This is a genomic window from Acinetobacter sp. YH12063, from assembly GCF_013419715.1.
Classification (GTDB): Bacteria; Pseudomonadota; Gammaproteobacteria; order Pseudomonadales; family Moraxellaceae; genus Acinetobacter; species Acinetobacter amyesii.
The window spans coordinates 1-18,265 of record NZ_VOZO01000014.1 but is presented as its reverse complement, the minus strand read 5'-3'; the positions used below and the strand labels follow the sequence as shown (position 1 = coordinate 18,265).

18 protein-coding genes and 1 pseudogene are annotated in these 18,265 nt (G+C 39.9%); 10 read left to right on the top strand and 9 right to left on the bottom strand.

Features of this window, described 5'->3' with window-relative positions; translation table 11 throughout:
- Positions 1 to 146: 146 nt before the first annotated feature.
- From catA to benE, 6 genes are all read left to right on the top strand, one after another.
- On the top strand, positions 147 to 1,067 hold the full coding sequence (catA, locus tag FTU12_RS13970; protein WP_180114632.1) for a catechol 1,2-dioxygenase: 921 nt from the start codon (positions 147 to 149) through the stop codon (positions 1,065 to 1,067).
- Between the two features lie 85 nt (positions 1,068 to 1,152).
- Positions 1,153 to 2,550: a benzoate 1,2-dioxygenase large subunit gene (benA, locus tag FTU12_RS13965; RefSeq protein WP_180106481.1), complete on the top strand. Its 1,398-nt coding sequence runs from the start codon at positions 1,153 to 1,155 to the stop codon at positions 2,548 to 2,550.
- Positions 2,547 to 3,056, top strand: a complete 510-nt coding sequence (gene benB, locus FTU12_RS13960; RefSeq protein WP_180109337.1) for a benzoate 1,2-dioxygenase small subunit — start codon at positions 2,547 to 2,549, stop codon at positions 3,054 to 3,056. The genes benA and benB overlap by 4 nt, the downstream gene beginning before the upstream one ends.
- Before the next feature lie 94 nt (positions 3,057 to 3,150).
- The gene (gene benC, locus FTU12_RS13955; protein ID WP_078190731.1) at positions 3,151 to 4,167 is read left to right on the top strand and encodes a benzoate 1,2-dioxygenase electron transfer component BenC; all 1,017 of its coding nucleotides are present in this window, start codon (positions 3,151 to 3,153) and stop codon (positions 4,165 to 4,167) included.
- Between the two features lie 14 nt (positions 4,168 to 4,181).
- Positions 4,182 to 4,967: a benzoate diol dehydrogenase BenD gene (gene benD, locus FTU12_RS13950; protein WP_180027182.1), complete on the top strand. Its 786-nt coding sequence runs from the start codon at positions 4,182 to 4,184 to the stop codon at positions 4,965 to 4,967.
- A 64-nt stretch (positions 4,968 to 5,031) separates the two neighbouring features.
- Complete coding sequence (gene benE, locus FTU12_RS13945) at positions 5,032 to 6,255, top strand: benzoate/H(+) symporter BenE (protein ID WP_180027183.1); 1,224 nt, start codon at positions 5,032 to 5,034, stop codon at positions 6,253 to 6,255.
- A 179-nt stretch (positions 6,256 to 6,434) separates the two neighbouring features.
- On the opposite strand, the gene FTU12_RS13940 is transcribed toward benE, so the two are convergent.
- Complete coding sequence (locus tag FTU12_RS13940) at positions 6,435 to 7,271, bottom strand: SDR family oxidoreductase (RefSeq protein WP_180114630.1); 837 nt, start codon at positions 7,269 to 7,271, stop codon at positions 6,435 to 6,437.
- Positions 7,272 to 7,795: 524 nt separating this feature from the next.
- Here FTU12_RS13940 and FTU12_RS13935 point away from each other — a divergent pair.
- Positions 7,796 to 8,236 carry a DUF2147 domain-containing protein gene (locus FTU12_RS13935; protein WP_168379617.1) on the top strand — a complete coding sequence of 147 codons (441 nt, stop codon included), beginning with the start codon at positions 7,796 to 7,798 and terminating at the stop codon, positions 8,234 to 8,236.
- A gap of 87 nt (positions 8,237 to 8,323) precedes the next feature.
- Here the strand turns inward: FTU12_RS13935 and FTU12_RS13930 are convergent, their stop codons facing one another.
- The gene (locus FTU12_RS13930; RefSeq protein WP_180050827.1) at positions 8,324 to 9,379 is read right to left on the bottom strand and encodes an aromatic ring-hydroxylating dioxygenase subunit alpha; all 1,056 of its coding nucleotides are present in this window, start codon (positions 9,377 to 9,379) and stop codon (positions 8,324 to 8,326) included.
- Positions 9,380 to 9,627: 248 nt separating this feature from the next.
- On the opposite strand from FTU12_RS13930, the gene FTU12_RS13925 reads away from it, so the two are divergent.
- Complete coding sequence (locus FTU12_RS13925) at positions 9,628 to 10,557, top strand: LysR family transcriptional regulator (RefSeq protein ID WP_078190745.1); 930 nt, start codon at positions 9,628 to 9,630, stop codon at positions 10,555 to 10,557.
- A 105-nt stretch (positions 10,558 to 10,662) separates the two neighbouring features.
- Here FTU12_RS13925 and hpxO read toward each other — a convergent pair whose 3' ends face one another.
- The gene (hpxO, locus tag FTU12_RS13920) at positions 10,663 to 11,820 is read right to left on the bottom strand and encodes an FAD-dependent urate hydroxylase HpxO (RefSeq protein WP_180114628.1); all 1,158 of its coding nucleotides are present in this window, start codon (positions 11,818 to 11,820) and stop codon (positions 10,663 to 10,665) included.
- Positions 11,821 to 12,029: 209 nt separating this feature from the next.
- Between hpxO and alc the strand changes: the two genes are divergently transcribed.
- Complete coding sequence (gene alc / locus FTU12_RS13915; protein WP_180114626.1) at positions 12,030 to 13,037, top strand: allantoicase; 1,008 nt, start codon at positions 12,030 to 12,032, stop codon at positions 13,035 to 13,037.
- An 89-nt stretch (positions 13,038 to 13,126) separates the two neighbouring features.
- Entirely contained in the window at positions 13,127 to 13,627 is a 501-nt protein-coding gene (locus FTU12_RS13910) for an ureidoglycolate lyase (RefSeq protein WP_180114624.1), read from the top strand.
- 257 nt (positions 13,628 to 13,884) lie between these two features.
- Here FTU12_RS13910 and FTU12_RS13905 read toward each other — a convergent pair whose 3' ends face one another.
- From FTU12_RS13905 to FTU12_RS13880, 6 genes and pseudogenes are all read right to left on the bottom strand, one after another.
- The gene (locus FTU12_RS13905) at positions 13,885 to 15,264 is read right to left on the bottom strand and encodes a nucleobase:cation symporter-2 family protein (RefSeq protein WP_180114622.1); all 1,380 of its coding nucleotides are present in this window, start codon (positions 15,262 to 15,264) and stop codon (positions 13,885 to 13,887) included.
- Between the two features lie 30 nt (positions 15,265 to 15,294).
- Positions 15,295 to 15,615: a hydroxyisourate hydrolase gene (gene uraH / locus FTU12_RS13900; RefSeq protein ID WP_168379624.1), complete on the bottom strand. Its 321-nt coding sequence runs from the start codon at positions 15,613 to 15,615 to the stop codon at positions 15,295 to 15,297.
- Positions 15,612 to 16,115 carry a 2-oxo-4-hydroxy-4-carboxy-5-ureidoimidazoline decarboxylase gene (gene uraD / locus FTU12_RS13895; protein ID WP_180114620.1) on the bottom strand — a complete coding sequence of 168 codons (504 nt, stop codon included), beginning with the start codon at positions 16,113 to 16,115 and terminating at the stop codon, positions 15,612 to 15,614. The genes uraH and uraD overlap by 4 nt, the downstream gene beginning before the upstream one ends.
- A 143-nt stretch (positions 16,116 to 16,258) precedes the next feature.
- Entirely contained in the window at positions 16,259 to 17,221 is a 963-nt protein-coding gene (gene puuE / locus FTU12_RS13890; RefSeq protein WP_180114618.1) for an allantoinase PuuE, read from the bottom strand.
- Positions 17,222 to 17,318: 97 nt separating this feature from the next.
- Positions 17,319 to 17,885 carry a hypothetical protein gene (locus FTU12_RS13885; RefSeq protein ID WP_180022852.1) on the bottom strand — a complete coding sequence of 189 codons (567 nt, stop codon included), beginning with the start codon at positions 17,883 to 17,885 and terminating at the stop codon, positions 17,319 to 17,321.
- 269 nt (positions 17,886 to 18,154) lie between these two features.
- Positions 18,155 to 18,265, bottom strand: a pseudogene (locus FTU12_RS13880) (IS5/IS1182 family transposase); the annotation flags it as partial.

The following is an 18,265-nucleotide window of genomic DNA, read 5'->3' as shown; positions in this document are numbered from 1 at the left end:
CGCATTACCTGAAAGAAGCTTCAGCCGCTACACGAAACAACTTAAAAAGTATTGTTAGACAACCAAACAAGGAACGTGGCAGCCAAAGACCTCTTTTATCGAGTGATAGCCACCCATACTTAAATGCATACTTAAGGAGATATAGTATGAACCGTCAAGAGATTGATGTTCTGGTTAAACAAATGAACGTAGATACAGCGACAAGGCCTGTTGACCAACGTGTACAGCAAGTTGTGGTCCGTTTATTGGGTGATTTATTCCAAGCGATTGAAGATCTAGATATTACTCAAACTGAATTATGGAAAGGTCTAGAGTATTTTACAGATGCAGGTCAAGCGAACGAATTAGGTCTTTTAGCCGCTGGTTTAGGTTTAGAGCACTATCTAGATTTACGTGCCGATGAAGCTGATGCGAAAGCAGGTATTACAGGTGGTACACCACGTACCATTGAAGGCCCTTTATATGTAGCTGGCGCACCTGAATCAGTGGGCTTTGCTCGTATGGATGATGGTACGGAAACCGATAAAATTCCAACTCTGTTTATTGAAGGTACAGTAACAGATACCGAAGGCAACATCATTGAAGGCGCTAAAGTTGAGATTTGGCATGCCAACAGCCTGGGTAACTATTCTTTCTTTGATAAGTCACAATCTGACTTTAACCTTCGCCGTACGATTCTTTCTGACCAAGACGGTAAATATGTTGCACAAACCACGATGCCAGTTGGTTATGGCTGCCCTCCAGAAGGTACAACTCAATTTGTTTTAGACAAATTAGGCCGTCATGGTAACCGTCCATCACATGTACATTATTTTATCTCTGCACCAGGTTACCGCAAGCTAACCACTCAATTCAACATCGAAGGTGATAAATACCTTTGGGACGACTTTGCCTTTGCAACTCGTGATGGTCTGGTAGCAACTGCTGTTGATATCACAGACGAAGCTGAAATTGCGCGTCGTGGTCTAAACCAACCGTTTAAGCACATTAGCTTTAATGTTGAGTTAGTTAAAGAACAAGCCGCAGCACCAAATACTGAAGTTGATCGTCGACGCGCTAGCGCTTAATTACTCACTCAAAGGAAGCCGAGCTGTCTCATCCAAGTTTGACAACTCGGCGACTATCCCCTCATTGGACAGTCGGAGAATGGACATGCCACGTATTCCTGTAATTAACACCAGCCATCTAGATCGTATTGATGAACTTCTTGTCGATAATTTTGATACTGGTGAATTTAAACTGCACCGCTCAGTATTTACCGATCAAGCGTTGTTTGATCTTGAAATGAAATACATTTTTGAAGGTAACTGGGTGTATTTGGCACATGAAAGCCAAATTCCAAATAACAATGATTATTACACGACTCATATCGGTCGCCAGCCCATTATCATTGCACGTAACCGTAATGGTGAACTGAATGCCATGATCAATGCCTGCTCACACCGTGGCGCACAGTTATGTCGTTATAAAAAAGGCAATAAAGCAACCTACACCTGTCCATTCCATGGTTGGACTTTTAATAACTCAGGTAAATTACTCAAAGTTAAAGACCCTGCTGAAGCCGGTTATTCAGATTGCTTTAACCAAGATGGTTCACATGACTTGAAAAAAGTCGCACGCTTTGAAAGTTATAAAGGCTTTCTATTTGGTAGCTTAAATCCTGATGTGCCAAGTCTAGAAGAATTCTTAGGTGAAACCACCAAAATTATCGACATGATCGAAGGTCAGTCGGAAAACGGTTTAGAAGTTTTACGTGGTTCATCTACCTATACCTATGAAGGTAACTGGAAACTGACAGCTGAAAATGGCGCAGATGGCTATCACGTATCAGCCGTGCATTGGAACTATGCAGCGACCACTCAGCACCGTAAAGAAGCACAAGCGGCAGATAATATTCGTGCCATGAGTGCGGGTTCTTGGGGCAAGCAAGGTGGTGGTTCTTATGGTTTTGACAGTGGTCACATGTTGTTGTGGACACAATGGGCTAACCCAGAAGACCGTCCAAACTTTAGCAAAGCCGATGAATATACCGAAAAATTTGGCGCGCCGATGTCGAAATGGATGATCGAACGTTCACGTAACCTATGTCTTTATCCAAACGTTTATTTGATGGATCAATTTGGTTCACAAATTCGAGTTTTACGCCCGATTTCTGTCAATAAAACTGAAGTCACCATTTACTGTATCGCCCCTGTCGGTGAAGAGCCAGAAGCACGTACACGTCGTATTCGTCAATATGAAGACTTCTTTAATGCTTCAGGCATGGCAACACCTGACGATTTAGAAGAATTCCGTGCCTGCCAAGCAGGTTATGCAGGGATTGAACTGGAATGGAACGACATGTGCCGTGGTTCAAAACACTGGATTCATGGACCGGATGATGCAGCCAATGAAATTGGATTAAAACCACTATTAAGTGGCATCAAAACCGAAGATGAAGGTCTTTACCTTGCTCAGCATCAATATTGGTTAAAAACCATGAAACATGCCATCGCTGAAGAAAAAGAATTGGCACAACAAGTCGCAAATGAACAAGGAGATGTCGCATGAATGCAACTGCACATTTAGACAGCGTAAGCATTGAAGCTGTATCTCAGTTCCTCTACCGCGAAGCGCGTTTTTTAGATGATGAAAAGTGGGATGAATGGCTAGAGTGCTATGCCCCATCTGCATCATTTTGGATGCCGGCTTGGGATGACGACGACCGCCTAACGGAAGATCCTCAGTCTGAGATTTCTTTAATTTATTATCCAGACCGCCAAGGTTTAGAAGACCGTGTCTTCCGCATTAAAACTGAGCGTTCATCTGCAACGATGCCAGATACCCGCACCAGCCATAACATTAATAATGTCGAGATTATTGAACGTGATGGCGAAAAAGTGACGGTGCGTTTTAACTGGAACACCTTAAGTTTCCGCTACAAAACCAACTATAGCTACTTTGGCATGTCACGTTATGAAATTGATTTTTCAGGCGAGCAGCCAAAAATCCTCAGCAAATATGTTGTTCTGAAAAACGATTATATCAACCAAGTTATTGATATTTATCACCTATAAAAGCTTATTTCACTAAGCAAGGTTTAACTTTCAGCCAGAAGGATATTTGGCTGAAAGGACACGTTATACCAGATTTTCAAAAGGATATTCAGCCATGTCAAACCATAATGTTGCACTTCAATTTGAAGATGGCGTTACTCGTTTTATTAGTGTTGCTCAAGGTGAAACCCTATCCGACGCAGCCTATCGTCAAAAAATCAATATCCCTCTAGATTGCCGTGATGGCGCATGCGGGACATGCCGTGCATTTTGTGAGTCGGGTACTTACGACATGCCTGAAGAATCTTATATCGAAGACGCTTTAACCCCCGAAGAAGCAGAGCAAGGTTATATTTTAGCTTGCCAATGTCGTCCTAGTTCAGATGCGGTTTTCCAAATCAGTGCATCATCTGACGTGTGTAAAACTGAAATTCATGAGTTTCAAGGCACATTGTCTCGTGTTGAAAATATGTCGGATTCTACGATTACCTTTGATATTCAACTGGATGAAGGTCAACCTGACATTAACTTCTTGGCAGGTCAATACGTCAATGTCGGCATTCCGGGGACTGAAGAAACTCGTTCGTATTCGTTTAGTTCAAAGCCGGGCAATCGTTTAACAGGCTTCGTGGTTCGTAATGTCCCTGAAGGCAAAATGAGTACTTTCCTGAGTGCCGATGCGAAAGCCGGCGACAAAATGACCTTCAAAGGACCTTTTGGTAGTTTTTATCTGCGTAATGTTGTCCGCCCTGTGGTCATGCTTGCAGGTGGTACAGGTATTGCGCCGTTTATGTCCATGTTACAAGTGCTTGAAGAAAAAGGTTCTGAACAACCTGTTCGTCTTGTATTTGGCGTAACCAATGACTTTGACATCGTAGCAAAAGACAAGCTCGATGAATTACAAAGCAAACTCCCGTGGTTCGAATACCGTACTGTGGTCGCTCACCCTGAGTCACAGCATGAACGTAAAGGCTATGTGACCAGTCATGTTGAAAAAGATTGGTTAAACAATGGCGATGTGGATATTTACCTCTGTGGTCCTGTACCGATGGTCGAAGCGGTACGTGGCTGGTTAGATACCGAAGGCGTTAAACCTGCAAACTTTTTGTTTGAAAAATTCTCAGCGAATTAAGGGAGAATAGTTTAATGTCAGAACAAGCCAGATTTAACAATAAAGTTGTCATCGTTACCGGTGCCGCTCAAGGTATCGGTCGTGGAGTAGCACTACAAGTGGCTCGAGAAGGCGCTCAAGTGGTATTGGCAGATCTCTCAGATTTTGTTGAAGAGACGCTTAACGATATTCAAGCCCACAATGGCGATGCCATTATTGTTAAAGCCAATCTTGAAACATTTGCAGGCGCTCAATCAGTTGCTGCTCAAGCCATTGAAAAATATGGCCGAATTGATATTTTAATCAATAACGTTGGCGGTGCGATTTGGATGAAGCCCTTCCAAGAATTTTCAGAAGAAGAAATCATTAAGGAAGTTAATCGTTCATTATTTCCAACCCTCTGGTGCTGCCGAGCCGTGTTACCTGAAATGATTCAAAATCAGCAAGGGACAATTGTAAATGTATCTTCTATTGCAACCCGTGGTATTAACCGTGTGCCATATTCAGCGTCAAAAGGTGGGGTCAATGGCTTAACCGCTGCTCTCGCTTTTGAACATGCCAAAGATGGTATTCGAGTCAATGCCGTAGCCACAGGTGGCACAGAAGCCCCACCACGAAAAGTACCAAGAAATACCAATCCATTGTCAGATCATGAAAAACAATGGATGCAAGACGTGGTCGATCAAACCATTGACCGTACATTCTTAGGACGCTATGGCACAATTCAGGAACAAGTCAATGCCATCTTATTTTTGGCATCCGATGATTCATCTTATATGACAGGAACAGTCGTCCCTGTTGGTGGTGGAGATCAAGGTTAAACGCTATACCGTCATTGGTTTAATTCAACAGGCTCATTGACATAGTCGCATGGAGGCAAAAGCGATGGCACCCCTGTTAAAAACATTAAAAGAAGATTGGTCGATCTCAGCGACGGTTGCAGGATTTTTAGCCGTGCTGATTTCATATTCAGGCCCACTGATTATTTTTTTCCAAGCCGCACAAAAAGCTCAAGTTTCCCCAGCCATGATGATTTCATGGATTTGGGGGATTTCTATTGGTGCTGCGCTGGCGGGTATTTATCTCTCTATTAAATATAAAACCCCGGTGATTACCGCGTGGTCAGCGCCCGGTACAGCCCTTTTAGTCACCCTATTTCCGAATATTTCACTGAATGAAGCCATAGCAGCTTATATCACGTCCGCTATTGTTATTTTCTTGATTGGCATCACTGGCTATTTTGACAAACTCTTAAAATGGATTCCTCAAGATGTCGCTGCGGGAATGATGGCAGGTATTTTATTTCAGTTTGGACTTGGGCTGTTCACTGCGACAGATAGTATGCCGATCATTGTCTTTGGCATGTTATTGGTCTTTCTCATATCGAAAAGACTTTCGCCACGCTACGCGATGATTTGGGTCTTACTGACTGGTGTCATCCTGAGTTTTACATTAGGAAAAATTAATCCTGTTGATGTGAATTTTCAACTCGCTATACCGCAGTTTATTGCTCCAGTTTGGACTTGGAACTCGACTTTAAATTTGGCGATTCCCTTAATTTTAGTCAGTCTGAGTGGTCAATTCCTTCCGGGGATGGCGATCATGAAACTAAGTGGATATGACACGCCAGCTAAGCCCATTATCACTGCGACCAGTATTGCCTCGCTCGCTGTAGCATGTGTCGGAGGCATTACCATTGTTTTAGCGTCTATTACCGCAGCCATGTGTATGGGCAAAGATGCACATGAACTAAAAGAAAAACGTTATATAGCTGGTATTGCCAATGGTATTTTTTATATTTTAGGCGGCTTATTTGCAGGCAGTATTGTCATGTTATTTAGCCTATTACCTAAAGAGTTGGTCGCTGCACTTGCAGGTTTAGCGTTATTAGGTGCGATTGGAACAAACATGTCCGTTGCGATGAAAAATGAGGCCAACCGTGATGCGGCGCTAATCACTTTTTTAGCGACAGCCTCAGGTATGCATTTTTTAGGGCTAAGCTCAGTATTTTGGGGGATTTGTATCGGTGTCGCTGCACATGTCATTTTGACCAAACGAGTAGCCACACAAGCACCGATGACAACGACTCAAGATTCTAAAAGTTCATAATGTCCAAACGCATTGCCAATACAAAGAAGATGGAACACTACATCTTCTTTGTTTAATCGAAAACTCAATTTTTTGATTTTCTTGTCATTTAAACTTAAAAATTCAATATTCGAAATTAAGAGCTCTATAGGATAAAAAAGGGATCATGTTGCATCATCCCTTTTTTACTTATCTTTGAATTATTTACGTTTTTTCTTACCACTAAGTAGATCTACGGCTTGGGCATAACGTGTAGGTGCAATTCGCTGAATTAAATCAATAATTTTGGCATCATTACCAATTAAAACTCGACGTTTATTCTGCTTTACCGCATCTAAAATGACTTTTGCTGCGACTTCAGGCGGTGTTTTTAGCACTTTATTAAATGCTTTGGTTGCCCTATCTGGGTTCATCCCTAACGCACGAATACTGTCACTCATACGCGCGCTATTTGCAATATTGGTTCGAATTCCACCCGGATGCACGCAGGTAGCGCTCACTCCGACATTTTCCAAATCTAATTCTTGACGTAAAGATTCCGTAAAACCACGTACTGCAAACTTTGTTGCATTATAGGCACTTTGCGTCGGTTGAGCCGTCAAACCAAATAAGCTGGAAATATTCACAATATGTCCATCACCACTTTGTTTTAAATACGGTAAAAATGCTTTTGTCCCATACACCACGCCCCAGAAATTGATATTCATAATCCACTCAATTTCATCATAATGCATACCTTCTACTGTACTGGCTAGCGCGACACCCGCATTATTAAAGATCAAATTGACCTGACCAAATTCAGCTTGGGTTGCAGCCGCCCATTGCTCGACAGCGGCACGATCAGACACATCTAATTGGGTCTGAATTATTTTCACACCGGTGTGCTTAATCATTTCAGCCGTTTGTGCAAGACCGTCAAGGTTGCGATCACTTAATGCTAGATGCGCACCTGATTGAGCCAGTTGAATGGCTAACTGCTGCCCAATACCTGAACCTGCTCCAGTAATGGCTGCGACTTTGTTGTTAAAATTTTTCATCGTTATTCCTATACACACTTAATCTCGTTCAGTGAACAAGCTGCATTTTCATATTATTCATAACACAAGCTTAACGATAACTGATCTATGAATGAAATGATTTTATTTAATTGTAAAATATGAATGCTATACATAGCTCTTTAGCGTTATTGCTTCAAATCAAATTAATGTAATTCAACATGATTAGAGCAAAAATTGAAAACTTAAATGAGCCTTTTAGCTCCGGCTTTTTTTGGGATTGTAGCTCCAATTTTTTTAAATCAAATTGCGTTTGATATTTATAAAAGTGATACAAACCCCAAATGTTATAAACAAAGCTCAACATTTATTCTATTTTTCTACACGATCCAGATTCTACATATTCAAAATCAGTATATAAAATCCACAATATATACTTATTTTTTTGTGAATATAGCCCTTGAAGACAACAAGGCTGATGCTTTGTAATTTTCCAAGTCTTGTGTATCCACCCTTTGGAAGATCAGGGATGCACATCTCTTACTATGTTCAATAGAGGTTCTAAAATGATAAAAACAACTCTTAGCCTAATCGGTTTGTCACTGGTGTCTAGCTTAGCTTTGGCTGCTGATCCATTGCATGGTACTAAATGGAAAACCATCGATGACCAAACCAAAAAACCTTTATCTGTAGTTCAATTTAATGAAACATCAAAGGGCGTTTTATCTGCAAAAATCGTTGATGTACTCACCCCGGGTGAAGCAGAAAACTGCCAAAAATGTGTAGGTAAATTCCACAATAAACCACTACTCGGTGTGCAAATCGTGAATGGTTTGAAAAATACCGGTAAAAATACCTATGACGGCGGTAAAATTACTGACCCGAAAAATGGTAAAACTTATAGCTTCAATGCAAAAATGTCGAATGACGGTAAGACCTTGAATGGTCGTGGCTATATTGGAGTATCCGCGCTTGGACGCAGCCAGACATGGATACGTGTAAACTAATCCGTATCGTACAAATTCAAAAAGCGACTCGATTGAGTCGCTTTTTTGCATGAAAATTTCAAATTTAAAAATTTTGGAATTTATATATTAAACGGTATAACGTTTGCTTAACCCCCATTCAGCTAATATGCGACGATAGGTTGTCGATGATCGATCTGCTTCGAAATGCGCCTCCATACTAATATCCAGTGGCAATTCCTCTGGTTTTTGACTTTCCACCATGTCCTGATCTTCAGCAAAAATTTGTGCATTAAAATCATAGACCGCTTGTAAATCGCCAGTGGTATCAAAATTACGAGTTAAAGGCACAAATAAACGGGTTTTATTATGCGATACAGGACAACAAGCATTTAAGATTTTTAACACCCCATTTTCAGGAAAATCGATGGTTAAAATTGCAGAAAATGGCGGATAGACATCAAACGTTCTTTTCCATAAAAAATCTTCTGGCGCTAAATGTTGTAAGCCATGCGGATAATTACTCACATCACTGAGATATTCTGTATGTAGTCCATAGTCTGTACGCACTGTCGAATATTTTTTCACTTTGGGGTTTTCACGGTCTGCAAAGCTCTCATGATGCACCCATGCGAAATGTGCAACATCAATAAAGCCTTCAAGCTGACGTCCACTTGAACCACCAATATCTACATAAGGTGGCAATATAGATTGGTGCTGCTCGTTATCCCACGTGTCTAAATCTGGAAAATTGGCCGTAGATTCATCGCGATTAAATAAACTGGTCCACACCAATCCATATTTCAATACAACTGGAAATTTAGTTAATGAAAAACGCTCTGAAATTTGAGTCAGCTCTGGCTGTGCGGGAATTTTTACACACCTTCCTGCGCCGTTATAATGTAAACCATGATATGGACAAATAATGTCTTCACCCTTGACCCAGCCTTTAGTTAATGGCACCCCTCGATGTGGACAAATGTCACGAACCAAATGAATTTTTCCACTTTCAGTTTGATATAACGCCATTTTTACATCGAGTAATTGCACTTGTTGCGGTTCAGTCGAAACATCTTCTACACGTGCAACGGGATACCAGTGCTGCGCCAAAATATTCCAGTCGTTGGCATCAAATGTACTGCACTGAGGTTGGGTAAATAAATTGAGTACTGGAATGGCATTCATAGTTCATCTCGACAATTGCAATATTTCTTTAGCATTTAGCGCTATTTAAATTTTGCTAAATCCTTATTTTCTAAGTCGAAATTAAAATCTAAACACATTTCTGTCTATTAGAATGATTTGCATGGATTGTTCTGTTTTTTAGAACATTAAGCATTGAACTCTGCACGATTTGATAAAGCTGGCATGAATATCGCTTAAAATGCATAACATTATGATTCGCTATTTACGCGATAGAGATTGAAGCCTGTATGTCGATTACTTTTTCTAGATTTTCTGAATATTTTATGGCGGTTGCACGGACTGGAAGTCTACGCAAAGCTGCTGAACAACTTTTTATTTCAGTCTCGGCAGTACATCGACAAATCGTTTTGGCAGAGGAAGAACTGGGGGTTGCCCTATTTGAACGACTACCTCAGGGCTTAAAACTGACGCTTGCGGGTGAATTACTGTACGCCGATTTATTAAAATGGCAAAAAGAATATCAACTGACGCGAACTCGATTTGATGAAATCCAAGGTTTGAACCGTGGAAACATTGAAATGGGCTTTATTGCGGCTTTGAATGACAGTTTTGTCGTCGACTGCATTCAAAAGATGGCTGAAACCTATCCGTGGATCAACCTCAACATCAGCATGAATAGCAGTGAAGACATTTCTAGAAAAATCGTCGATGCAGAATTAGATTTTGGCATTATTTTAAATCCCAAAAGCCATAGCCAATTAGAGATTTTATCCTTTATAGAAATTCCGTTGGGCTTTGTAATGTCGCCGCATCATACCTTGGGTGGGATGGATAAAATCTATCTTTCAGATACGTTAAATGAACGGCATATTTTACCGAGTGATCCACTCATTATTAGTGAATATGTACAGACTTTATATAAACATCATAAGTTTAGTCCGATTCAAAAGATCGAATGTAATGACATTAGAATGATATTGTCATTGGTTCAGCAACAATTAGGCATCAGTTTGATGTCATACATGGATGCTTTGCCACTGCTTGAGAATAATAAGATTATTTTTAAACCGATCCGTGAAAAAGGTTTACACAGTTTAACCATCGCTTTATGTGTCGCATCGAAGCGCCAAACCTCCCGAATTTCTCAGATCATGATTAATCTTTTGGTGGAAAAAATGGAAGAAATTAAGATCAATTTAAAATCTTTGAACCCCTAAAACCATTATTTAGGCTTTTTTTGTCACTTATTTTTTTGTAAAAAAAAGCCAGTGCGAATAACCCGTACTGGCTGCTGAAAGCTAAAGTTTTATTAGTTTATTTTTTTAATCCAATGGATTACCTACAATATTACTAATAATGCCTTTCATAATATGATTGCCTTGTTCCTTACGCAGTTCTGCATACCATTCACGCGTCACACTTTCATCTTTCATATGGGTCACATCACAACGCTTACGCGCTCGCAAAACCAATTCATTGGCACGTTCATTACGTTTATTTTGATAACGTCGCAATGAATCATGCAAGCCCAAAGTATTGATTTGCAAAGCACGAGCTAGATAAATTGCATCTTCCATTGCTTGGCAACCACCTTGTCCAATATCAGGCGTTGTGCTGTGTGCTGCATCACCCACGATCACCACACGACCTTTGTAGAAATCTGCAAAAGGTTCAATATCATGAATTTCTACCCGATTGGTTTTTTTGGCATCTACAGCATCAATTAGCTTTTGAACCGGTTCACACCAACCTTTAAAGTATTCTTTAAATAAGGCCTTATATTGTGTGCGGTCATTTTCTAAGCCTGCTGCTAAAGGTACATCAAAGAAGAAATAGAATCGGTTGTCGGCAACGGGCATCAGCGAAACGCGTTTACCTTCTCCTACAAATGTCGTCCATTGATCTGCCGCAGCAAATTCTTCTGAAATGTCGACTAAACCGTTCCAATTGACATAACCTGCATAGCGGCGCTCAACTTGTTCACCCAATACATATGCCCGTGTCAATGAATGTGTACCATCGGCGCCAACCAATAAATCAGCCTGAACCTCACTTCCGTCGGCAAAACGGGTGATCACCTGATCATCTTGTTCTGAGAAGCTCACCATTTTTTTGTCTAGATGAATCTTCTCACGACCAAATTCATCCATGAGCATATTTTGTAAGTCTGCACGTGAAACGGGATAAGGTCGTTGTCCAACTTCTTCGATTAAAGGAAACAGACTAAACTGCGTCATAACATCGCCCGTTAAGCCATCAATATAGGCTAAGTGATCCATCTTGCCACCGAGCTTTTCGACTTGTTCGGTTAGCCCCAAATAGTTCAAACATTTGACACCGTTAGACCATAAAGAAATAGCGGCTCCAACAGGTAAAATTTGTTCTGCCTGTTCATAGATGGTTACTTGGTGTCCAAATTTTTTCAAAGCGATCCCAGTCGTTAGGCCCGCCATACCTGCACCAATAATTGTAATGTCCATCTATAACTCCCCCTGTGTTTTTTTAAATATCCTTCTCCTAAAAAGCGAAAAGCATGCCATTTTTTCAAACAAGCAATAAAAAATTCTAAAGTTGGCACACGCTGTGCTTCTAAACACGTGTAAATGCTTGTTTTTATCAAATGTTAAATTTTTAACACTGAAAACAAAATGCATATGTTTTAAATGAAAATAGTGAATGGATTTTATATATGGCGACTTTACTCGCACCAAGTTTTGATATTCCTGCACAATTACAGGCACTTACAAATTTAGCTGATGACCGTATTGGTGCAAAAATACTTGATTGTTCAGATGATTTTTTTGCAGAAGCAAAACGCATGCTTCAATTTAATGCACCAATCTTTGTCGAAGATAAATTTGATGATCATGGCAAATGGATGGATGGTTGGGAAACGCGTCGTAAACGCCATGCAGGTTATGATTGGGCCATCATCCAACTCGGTGTTGCTGGCCAAATTCAAGCCTTAGATATTGATACAACATTCTTTACAGGGAATTATCCAGCTTCCGCATCAGTTGAAGCTTGTTTTGCACCGAGTGGTGAAATAGCACAGGCAGCATGGGTCAATATCTTAGACAATACAGTATTGGGCCCGAGCCAACACCATATATTGACCGTCTCAAATGATCAGGTTTTTACCCATGTACGTTTAAATATATATCCAGACGGTGGTATTGCACGATTTAAAGTCTATGGTGAAGTTCAGGTTCAAATTCAAGACAATACGAGCACATTAGACCTCGTTGCGCTAGAAAATGGTGGACGTGTTGTTGCTTATAGTGATGCTCATTTTGGACATCCACGAAACTTAATTAACCCTGGTCGCGGCATCAATATGGGAGATGGTTGGGAAACTAAACGTCGCCGTGCACCAGGTTTTGACTGGTGTATTTTGGCTTTGGGTCAATCTGGTTCAATTGAAAAAATTGATATTGATACTGCCCATTTTAAAGGCAACTTCCCTGCGCAGGTTTCTATACAAGCGATCTATGTAGAAGATGCCACTGACCCTCAACTGATTCCGCAAAGTATGTTCTGGCCTTTTTTACTCGATGCACAAGACATGCAGATGGATCATATTCATAGCTTTGTCAGTGAGATTTTAAAGCATGAAAAAATATCGCATATCCGCATCAATATGATTCCTGACGGGGGGATTAGTCGCATACGGTTATGGGGAAAAATACATCCTTAATTGCAGTGTTAATCACATAGGAAGCCTTCGTGCTTCCTATGTGTTTGGTTTCAATTTTTTTAATTAAATGCCCTATAAGATATCTAAACATGACACACAGCATAAAAATACAAGCTCTCAGTATTGAAGGCTTTGCGCCTTTTGGAGAGGTCATTTGCACAACTGGACATGATTTTTTCCACATCAATGATGCACATACAGAGCGATATCATGCCCTCGTAGAAACAGAAATTTCAGGTGATGCGGTTGCTGGAATTAGCATCTTTAGAAATATCAAAACCACTGAATTGCCTTTTACGATTTCGATGTTAGAGCGGCATCCCAACGGCTCGCAAGCGTTTATTCCAATGCAAGCACAGGCTTTTTTAGTGTTAGTCGCACCTGCATTGGATGATCACAGCCCTGATCTTACACAGCTATGTGCTTTCATTACTGATGGTAGCCAAGGAGTCAATTATCGTGCAGGAACATGGCATCATCCTCTCCTAACACTCGAAGCACCAAGTAGCTTTGCCGTCATCGATCGTATTGGGACTGGGCATAATTGTGATGTGTTCCAGTTCCCAATGCCTATTCACATTTCAAATTAATGTATTTAGCTTAAATACTTAGAGTTAAATAGACTAAAAACCATCTAACCATCTAACCATCTAACCATCTAACCATCTAACCATCTAACCATCTAACCATCTAACCATCTGTTAATACATAATTTATTTCACCTCTTGATATAGTTTAATTAAAAAATATCGCAATAAAAAAGCCCTCTACTTCGAGGGCTTTATTGTTCGATACAAACTATATTCTATGAATCATCGTATGGTTCAAGACCCAAGATCTGCCATGATTAATGATGCACATCTATCGCCATGCTTGGGTTTTTAACCTGATCTTTGCTCATATTCACTTCTTTATTTTTAAATAAATTCAAATGATTGAACACAATATTTAAAATAATCGCCATCAAACAAGTTGAACTAATACCTGAGTGAAAGAGTGTTTGCACCCATTTCGGGAAGTTTGCATAGAAAGAATGATCGATAATTGGAATCATCCCTGCTGCAATTGCAGTCGCAACAATGATGAGGTTCTTTTGCTCGTTATAGTCAATTTTCGCCAAGGTACGAATACCACTTGCCGCAACCGTTCCAAACAAAACTAAACCAGCACCACCTAATACAGGGACTGGAATCGCTGCAATCAGTCGCCCCATAATTGGTAGAACGCCTAATACGACTAAAATCATTCCACCCGCTGCGACAACAAAGCGACTTTTCACACCTGTAATCGCTACTAAACCGACATTTTGTGCAAAAGCACTTTGCATGAATGAACCGAAAATTGGCGCTGCTGCACTAGATAGCATATCTGCACGTAAGCCATTGGTAATACGCTCAGCATCCACTTTGGTACCTACAATTTCCCCGACAGCAATAATGTCTGCCGTCGTTTCAGTCATAATCACTAAAGTTACGATCAGCATGGCAATAATGGCACTTAACTCAAAAGTTGGCATACCGAAAGCAAAGAAGCTTGGAAATTGAATCCAGTTACCATGTGCAACTTTAGAAAAATCTCCAAAGCCAAAGGTATAAGCGAGCACTGTACCGAAGACGATGGCTAACAAAATAGATAAACGTCGGATGGTTGCATTACGTGTTAAATTCAGCGCTATCACGATACCCAAAGTTAAAAATGCCAAGCTGATGTTCTCAGCACTTCCCCAGTCTGGTGCTTTATTATTGCCCCCCATCATCCAGCGTACCGCTACAGGAAGCAATGAAAGACCAATCACGGTGATCACACAGCCTGTCACAATCGGTGGGAAAAAACGAATAATTTTTGAAAAATAAGGTGCTAGGAAAAAGCCAATTAGGGATGCAACAATCACCGCGCCATAAACAGCAGAAAGCCCACCGCCTGCGGTTACTATGGCAATCATCGTCGCCACACCTGCAAATGAAACACCTTGTACTAAGGGTAATTTTGCACCGATATATTTCACACCTACGGTTTGTAGTATGGTCGCCAAGCCACCGACAAAAAGCGCCGCCGCAATCAATAAACCGATTTGCGCAGGTTCAAGTCCCGCGGCTGTACCAATAATCAATGGCGGAGCGATAATACCGCCATACATGGTTAATACATGCTGTAAACCATAGGCAAGGCTTTTCCCTGCGCCTAAATATTCATGTTCTGGTGAATCTGTTTTATCTTGTTCTGTCATTTTTATATCCCCTATTTTTTAACTTTGCTCTTAGCTGCCACGATACGTTGAATATGCAAATGGGCTGATGAGTAAAGGAATATGAAAATGCTGCGAGGCATCTTTTACATAAAAATGAATCACAGCTTTCGGAAAAAAGGTTTCGGTATTTAAAGTCTGAAAATATTCAGCAGTCGCAAATTCAAGGCTATAAGCACCTGCTGTAAAGTCCTTCAGCGCAAAATCATTGACGCGACCATCTGCATTGGTTTGGGCTGAACCTAGTAACTCTCCGTGTGCATTAAATAATTGAATGTGGACATTCGCTGCAGGTTTACCCAGATTGGTATCTAAAATATGTGAGCTAATCATGCGCTAAGCTCCTGTTTTAATCTTAATAAGGCAATTTCAGCCAATTGATGATGAACAATTCGTTTTTCAGTTTCAGGATCATTCAATAATCGATATTGCAGTGCCTGTAGTACATCTTCACTACTAAGGCCAGAGGCTTTGATTAAAAAGAGGTATCCGTACTTTTTCTCATACGCGACATTGCCTTTGAGCAATGCAAATTGAGTTTCTTCATCTGCTGAAATTTCAGACTGTTCTTGATTTGAAAATTGTTGTTCCAAACAACTTAATTCTGCCTGTGCCTTTTTTTCACCAATCCGTGGATGGTTATCTAGAGCATTTTTGATTTCATCCCAAGTCCAAGCATTTGCAGCTTTTACTGCTTGCTCTATGATTTGTGTGACACAGGTATAAGGACGCTGCGCTACAATATGTTCTGCCCAGCCTTCAATTTGCACACAGTGCTTTAAAAAAGTTTTTGCATCTGCTTCGGATGCTTTATTAAATTCAACAAGTTGCACTATAAAATCGCCTAAAATTATTGAATGATTGTTCAAATTTAGTTTTGCAATATCAGTGCCAACCTAGGTCTATGATGTCAGTTACCTAAGTACAGGCCTAAAAAAAGAGGAGCTAAGCTCCTCTTTATCCAAATATTTTTTTACTAGACTGCATGATGTGTATACCAATGTTCCGCGATATCACCACGGCGACAGATCCAGACTTTTTCATGTGATTGCACATAATCTAAGAATCGTTGTAGTGCTTTAAAACGGCCTGGTCGCCCTAAAATACGACAATGCATCCCAATCGATAACATTTTTGGCGCGCTTTCACCTTCTGCATATAGCACATCAAAAGCGTCTTTAAGATATTGATAAAACTGTTCACCACTGTTGAAACCACCCGGTGAACAAAACTTCATATCATTGCTTTCGAGTGTATAAGGAATAATTAAATGAGGACGGGTTAGACCATTTTCATTCGTCAAATGACTCCAAAAAGGTAAATCATCACCATAGTGATCACAGTCATATTTGATTTGCGGGAATTCAGCCAATAGCTGACGTGTATTGGGACTGTCACGCCCTGTGTACCAACCAATAGGCATCTTTCCAAATAAAGCTTCAAGCACACTAATTGCCTGATCCATGTGCTGATGTTCCAACTCTATCGGCATATCCTGATAATGTAACCAGCGTTGACCATGTGAAACGACATCATAATTGGCTTGTTTGATCGCATCGACGATATAAGGATTGCGCGCTAAAGCCATACCGACACCAAAGACCGTCATGGGTAAATCACGTTTTTTAAATTCTTCATGAATCCGCCAAAAACCGGCTCTGGAGCCATATTCATACATCGAGTCCATCGACATATGTTTGGCAGGAAAACTGGCCGCTCCAATAATATCGGATAAGAATTGTTCTGATCCTGTATCCCCATGTTCGATGTGGTTTTCTCCACCTTCTTCATAGTTCAACACGAACTGCACTGCGATACGTGCCTGATTAGGCCATACGACTTGAGGTACATCGCCATGATATCCAATTAGGTCTCTGGAATAATCCTGTTGTTGGATCTGGTCAATTAAGTCTTGTCCACGTAAGTAGCCTGTAGTCACTTCAACTTCCTAATTTGTTATATCAAACAGTAAAAAAATTAGGTAGAAGCAAGCAAATTATGCGCCAATGTCATAGATGGCTAAATAGCTTTTCATATCAGAGACCATTACCTTTTTTTAAAATATTGAATGGTTGCCCTGAATCATCTGCAATGATTGAAATTTGCCAAATTTCATCTATTTCTGGAAAATTCTGATGCAGTTGATCAATGAAATAGTAATAACCCGGTGTATTTTCGGCAATATAAATGATTGTATTTGAACACAATATATAGAGCTGAATCTCATCAATGGTTCCAAGATCTTGGCGTACGACATCTATACTTTGAATATCTTTCCATAATATAGTTTTAGTGCTTATTTCAGGCCCAGTTATAGTGTATGTGAAACCATCATTAAAATATTCAAAATCACCTTTATCCTGTCTTAGAATTTCAAATTCGTTTGTTTTATTTTTTATATCTTGTTTTAAATCAATTGAATCTACAAACCAAATATGAGGATGACAAATTATTGCATTCCAAATAATAAAAATACAAAGTGTAAAAAACCATATATTAGCTGTAATTACTATCGTAAGCACTGCCAATATAAATAAGATAAAACCCAAATTTAGGTTTAAAAATAATATAGTTGAAGTTCTTATTGGTAGTTGTACTTTCATTGGCAACTGCTTGAATAAAATATTACCATCATTCAATTTTTCGTTATATTTAAAGTAAAAACAAATTGCCAGTATTAAGAATGACATTAAACTAATGAATGTAAAATGTTTTTCCCATATTTGCCAATTAGATAAAAAATATATAAAAATGACCATAAATATTGAAATTGAACAATACATCGTAAGTAAGGAATTTAAAAAAATATGCATTCTCATTGATTTTTAATGGTATAACTATACTTAAATATACATAAGATTTCTTTCATAAGTCATTTTTCACTCAGCTCCAAGTTATAAATTCCAGCAATTAGATTGAATCTTAATGCTAGTCTTTTGCCTCGATTGCGATATCGCTCAGCAAGAATTTTGAAGGTTTTCAA

Excerpts from the sequence above, each read along its gene's own strand:
- benE (WP_180027183.1), top strand. The coding sequence starts at position 5,032 with ATGGCACCCCTGTTAAAAACATTAAAAGAAGATTGGTCGATCTCAGCG.
- hpxO (WP_180114628.1), bottom strand. The coding sequence starts at position 11,820 with ATGGACATTACAATTATTGGTGCAGGTATGGCGGGCCTAACGACTGGG.
- catA (WP_180114632.1), top strand. The coding sequence starts at position 147 with ATGAACCGTCAAGAGATTGATGTTCTGGTTAAACAAATGAACGTAGAT.
- FTU12_RS13910 (WP_180114624.1), top strand. The coding sequence starts at position 13,127 with ATGACACACAGCATAAAAATACAAGCTCTCAGTATTGAAGGCTTTGCG.
- benA (WP_180106481.1), top strand. The coding sequence starts at position 1,153 with ATGCCACGTATTCCTGTAATTAACACCAGCCATCTAGATCGTATTGAT.
- FTU12_RS13930 (WP_180050827.1), bottom strand. The coding sequence starts at position 9,379 with ATGAATGCCATTCCAGTACTCAATTTATTTACCCAACCTCAGTGCAGT.
- FTU12_RS13940 (WP_180114630.1), bottom strand. The coding sequence starts at position 7,271 with ATGAAAAATTTTAACAACAAAGTCGCAGCCATTACTGGAGCAGGTTCA.
- FTU12_RS13925 (WP_078190745.1), top strand. The coding sequence starts at position 9,628 with ATGTCGATTACTTTTTCTAGATTTTCTGAATATTTTATGGCGGTTGCA.
- benB (WP_180109337.1), top strand. The coding sequence starts at position 2,547 with ATGAATGCAACTGCACATTTAGACAGCGTAAGCATTGAAGCTGTATCT.
- FTU12_RS13905 (WP_180114622.1), bottom strand. The coding sequence starts at position 15,264 with ATGACAGAACAAGATAAAACAGATTCACCAGAACATGAATATTTAGGC.
- alc (WP_180114626.1), top strand. The coding sequence starts at position 12,030 with ATGGCGACTTTACTCGCACCAAGTTTTGATATTCCTGCACAATTACAG.
- FTU12_RS13935 (WP_168379617.1), top strand. The coding sequence starts at position 7,796 with ATGATAAAAACAACTCTTAGCCTAATCGGTTTGTCACTGGTGTCTAGC.
- benC (WP_078190731.1), top strand. The coding sequence starts at position 3,151 with ATGTCAAACCATAATGTTGCACTTCAATTTGAAGATGGCGTTACTCGT.
- benD (WP_180027182.1), top strand. The coding sequence starts at position 4,182 with ATGTCAGAACAAGCCAGATTTAACAATAAAGTTGTCATCGTTACCGGT.
- FTU12_RS13885 (WP_180022852.1), bottom strand. The coding sequence starts at position 17,885 with ATGAAAGTACAACTACCAATAAGAACTTCAACTATATTATTTTTAAAC.
- uraH (WP_168379624.1), bottom strand. The coding sequence starts at position 15,615 with ATGATTAGCTCACATATTTTAGATACCAATCTGGGTAAACCTGCAGCG.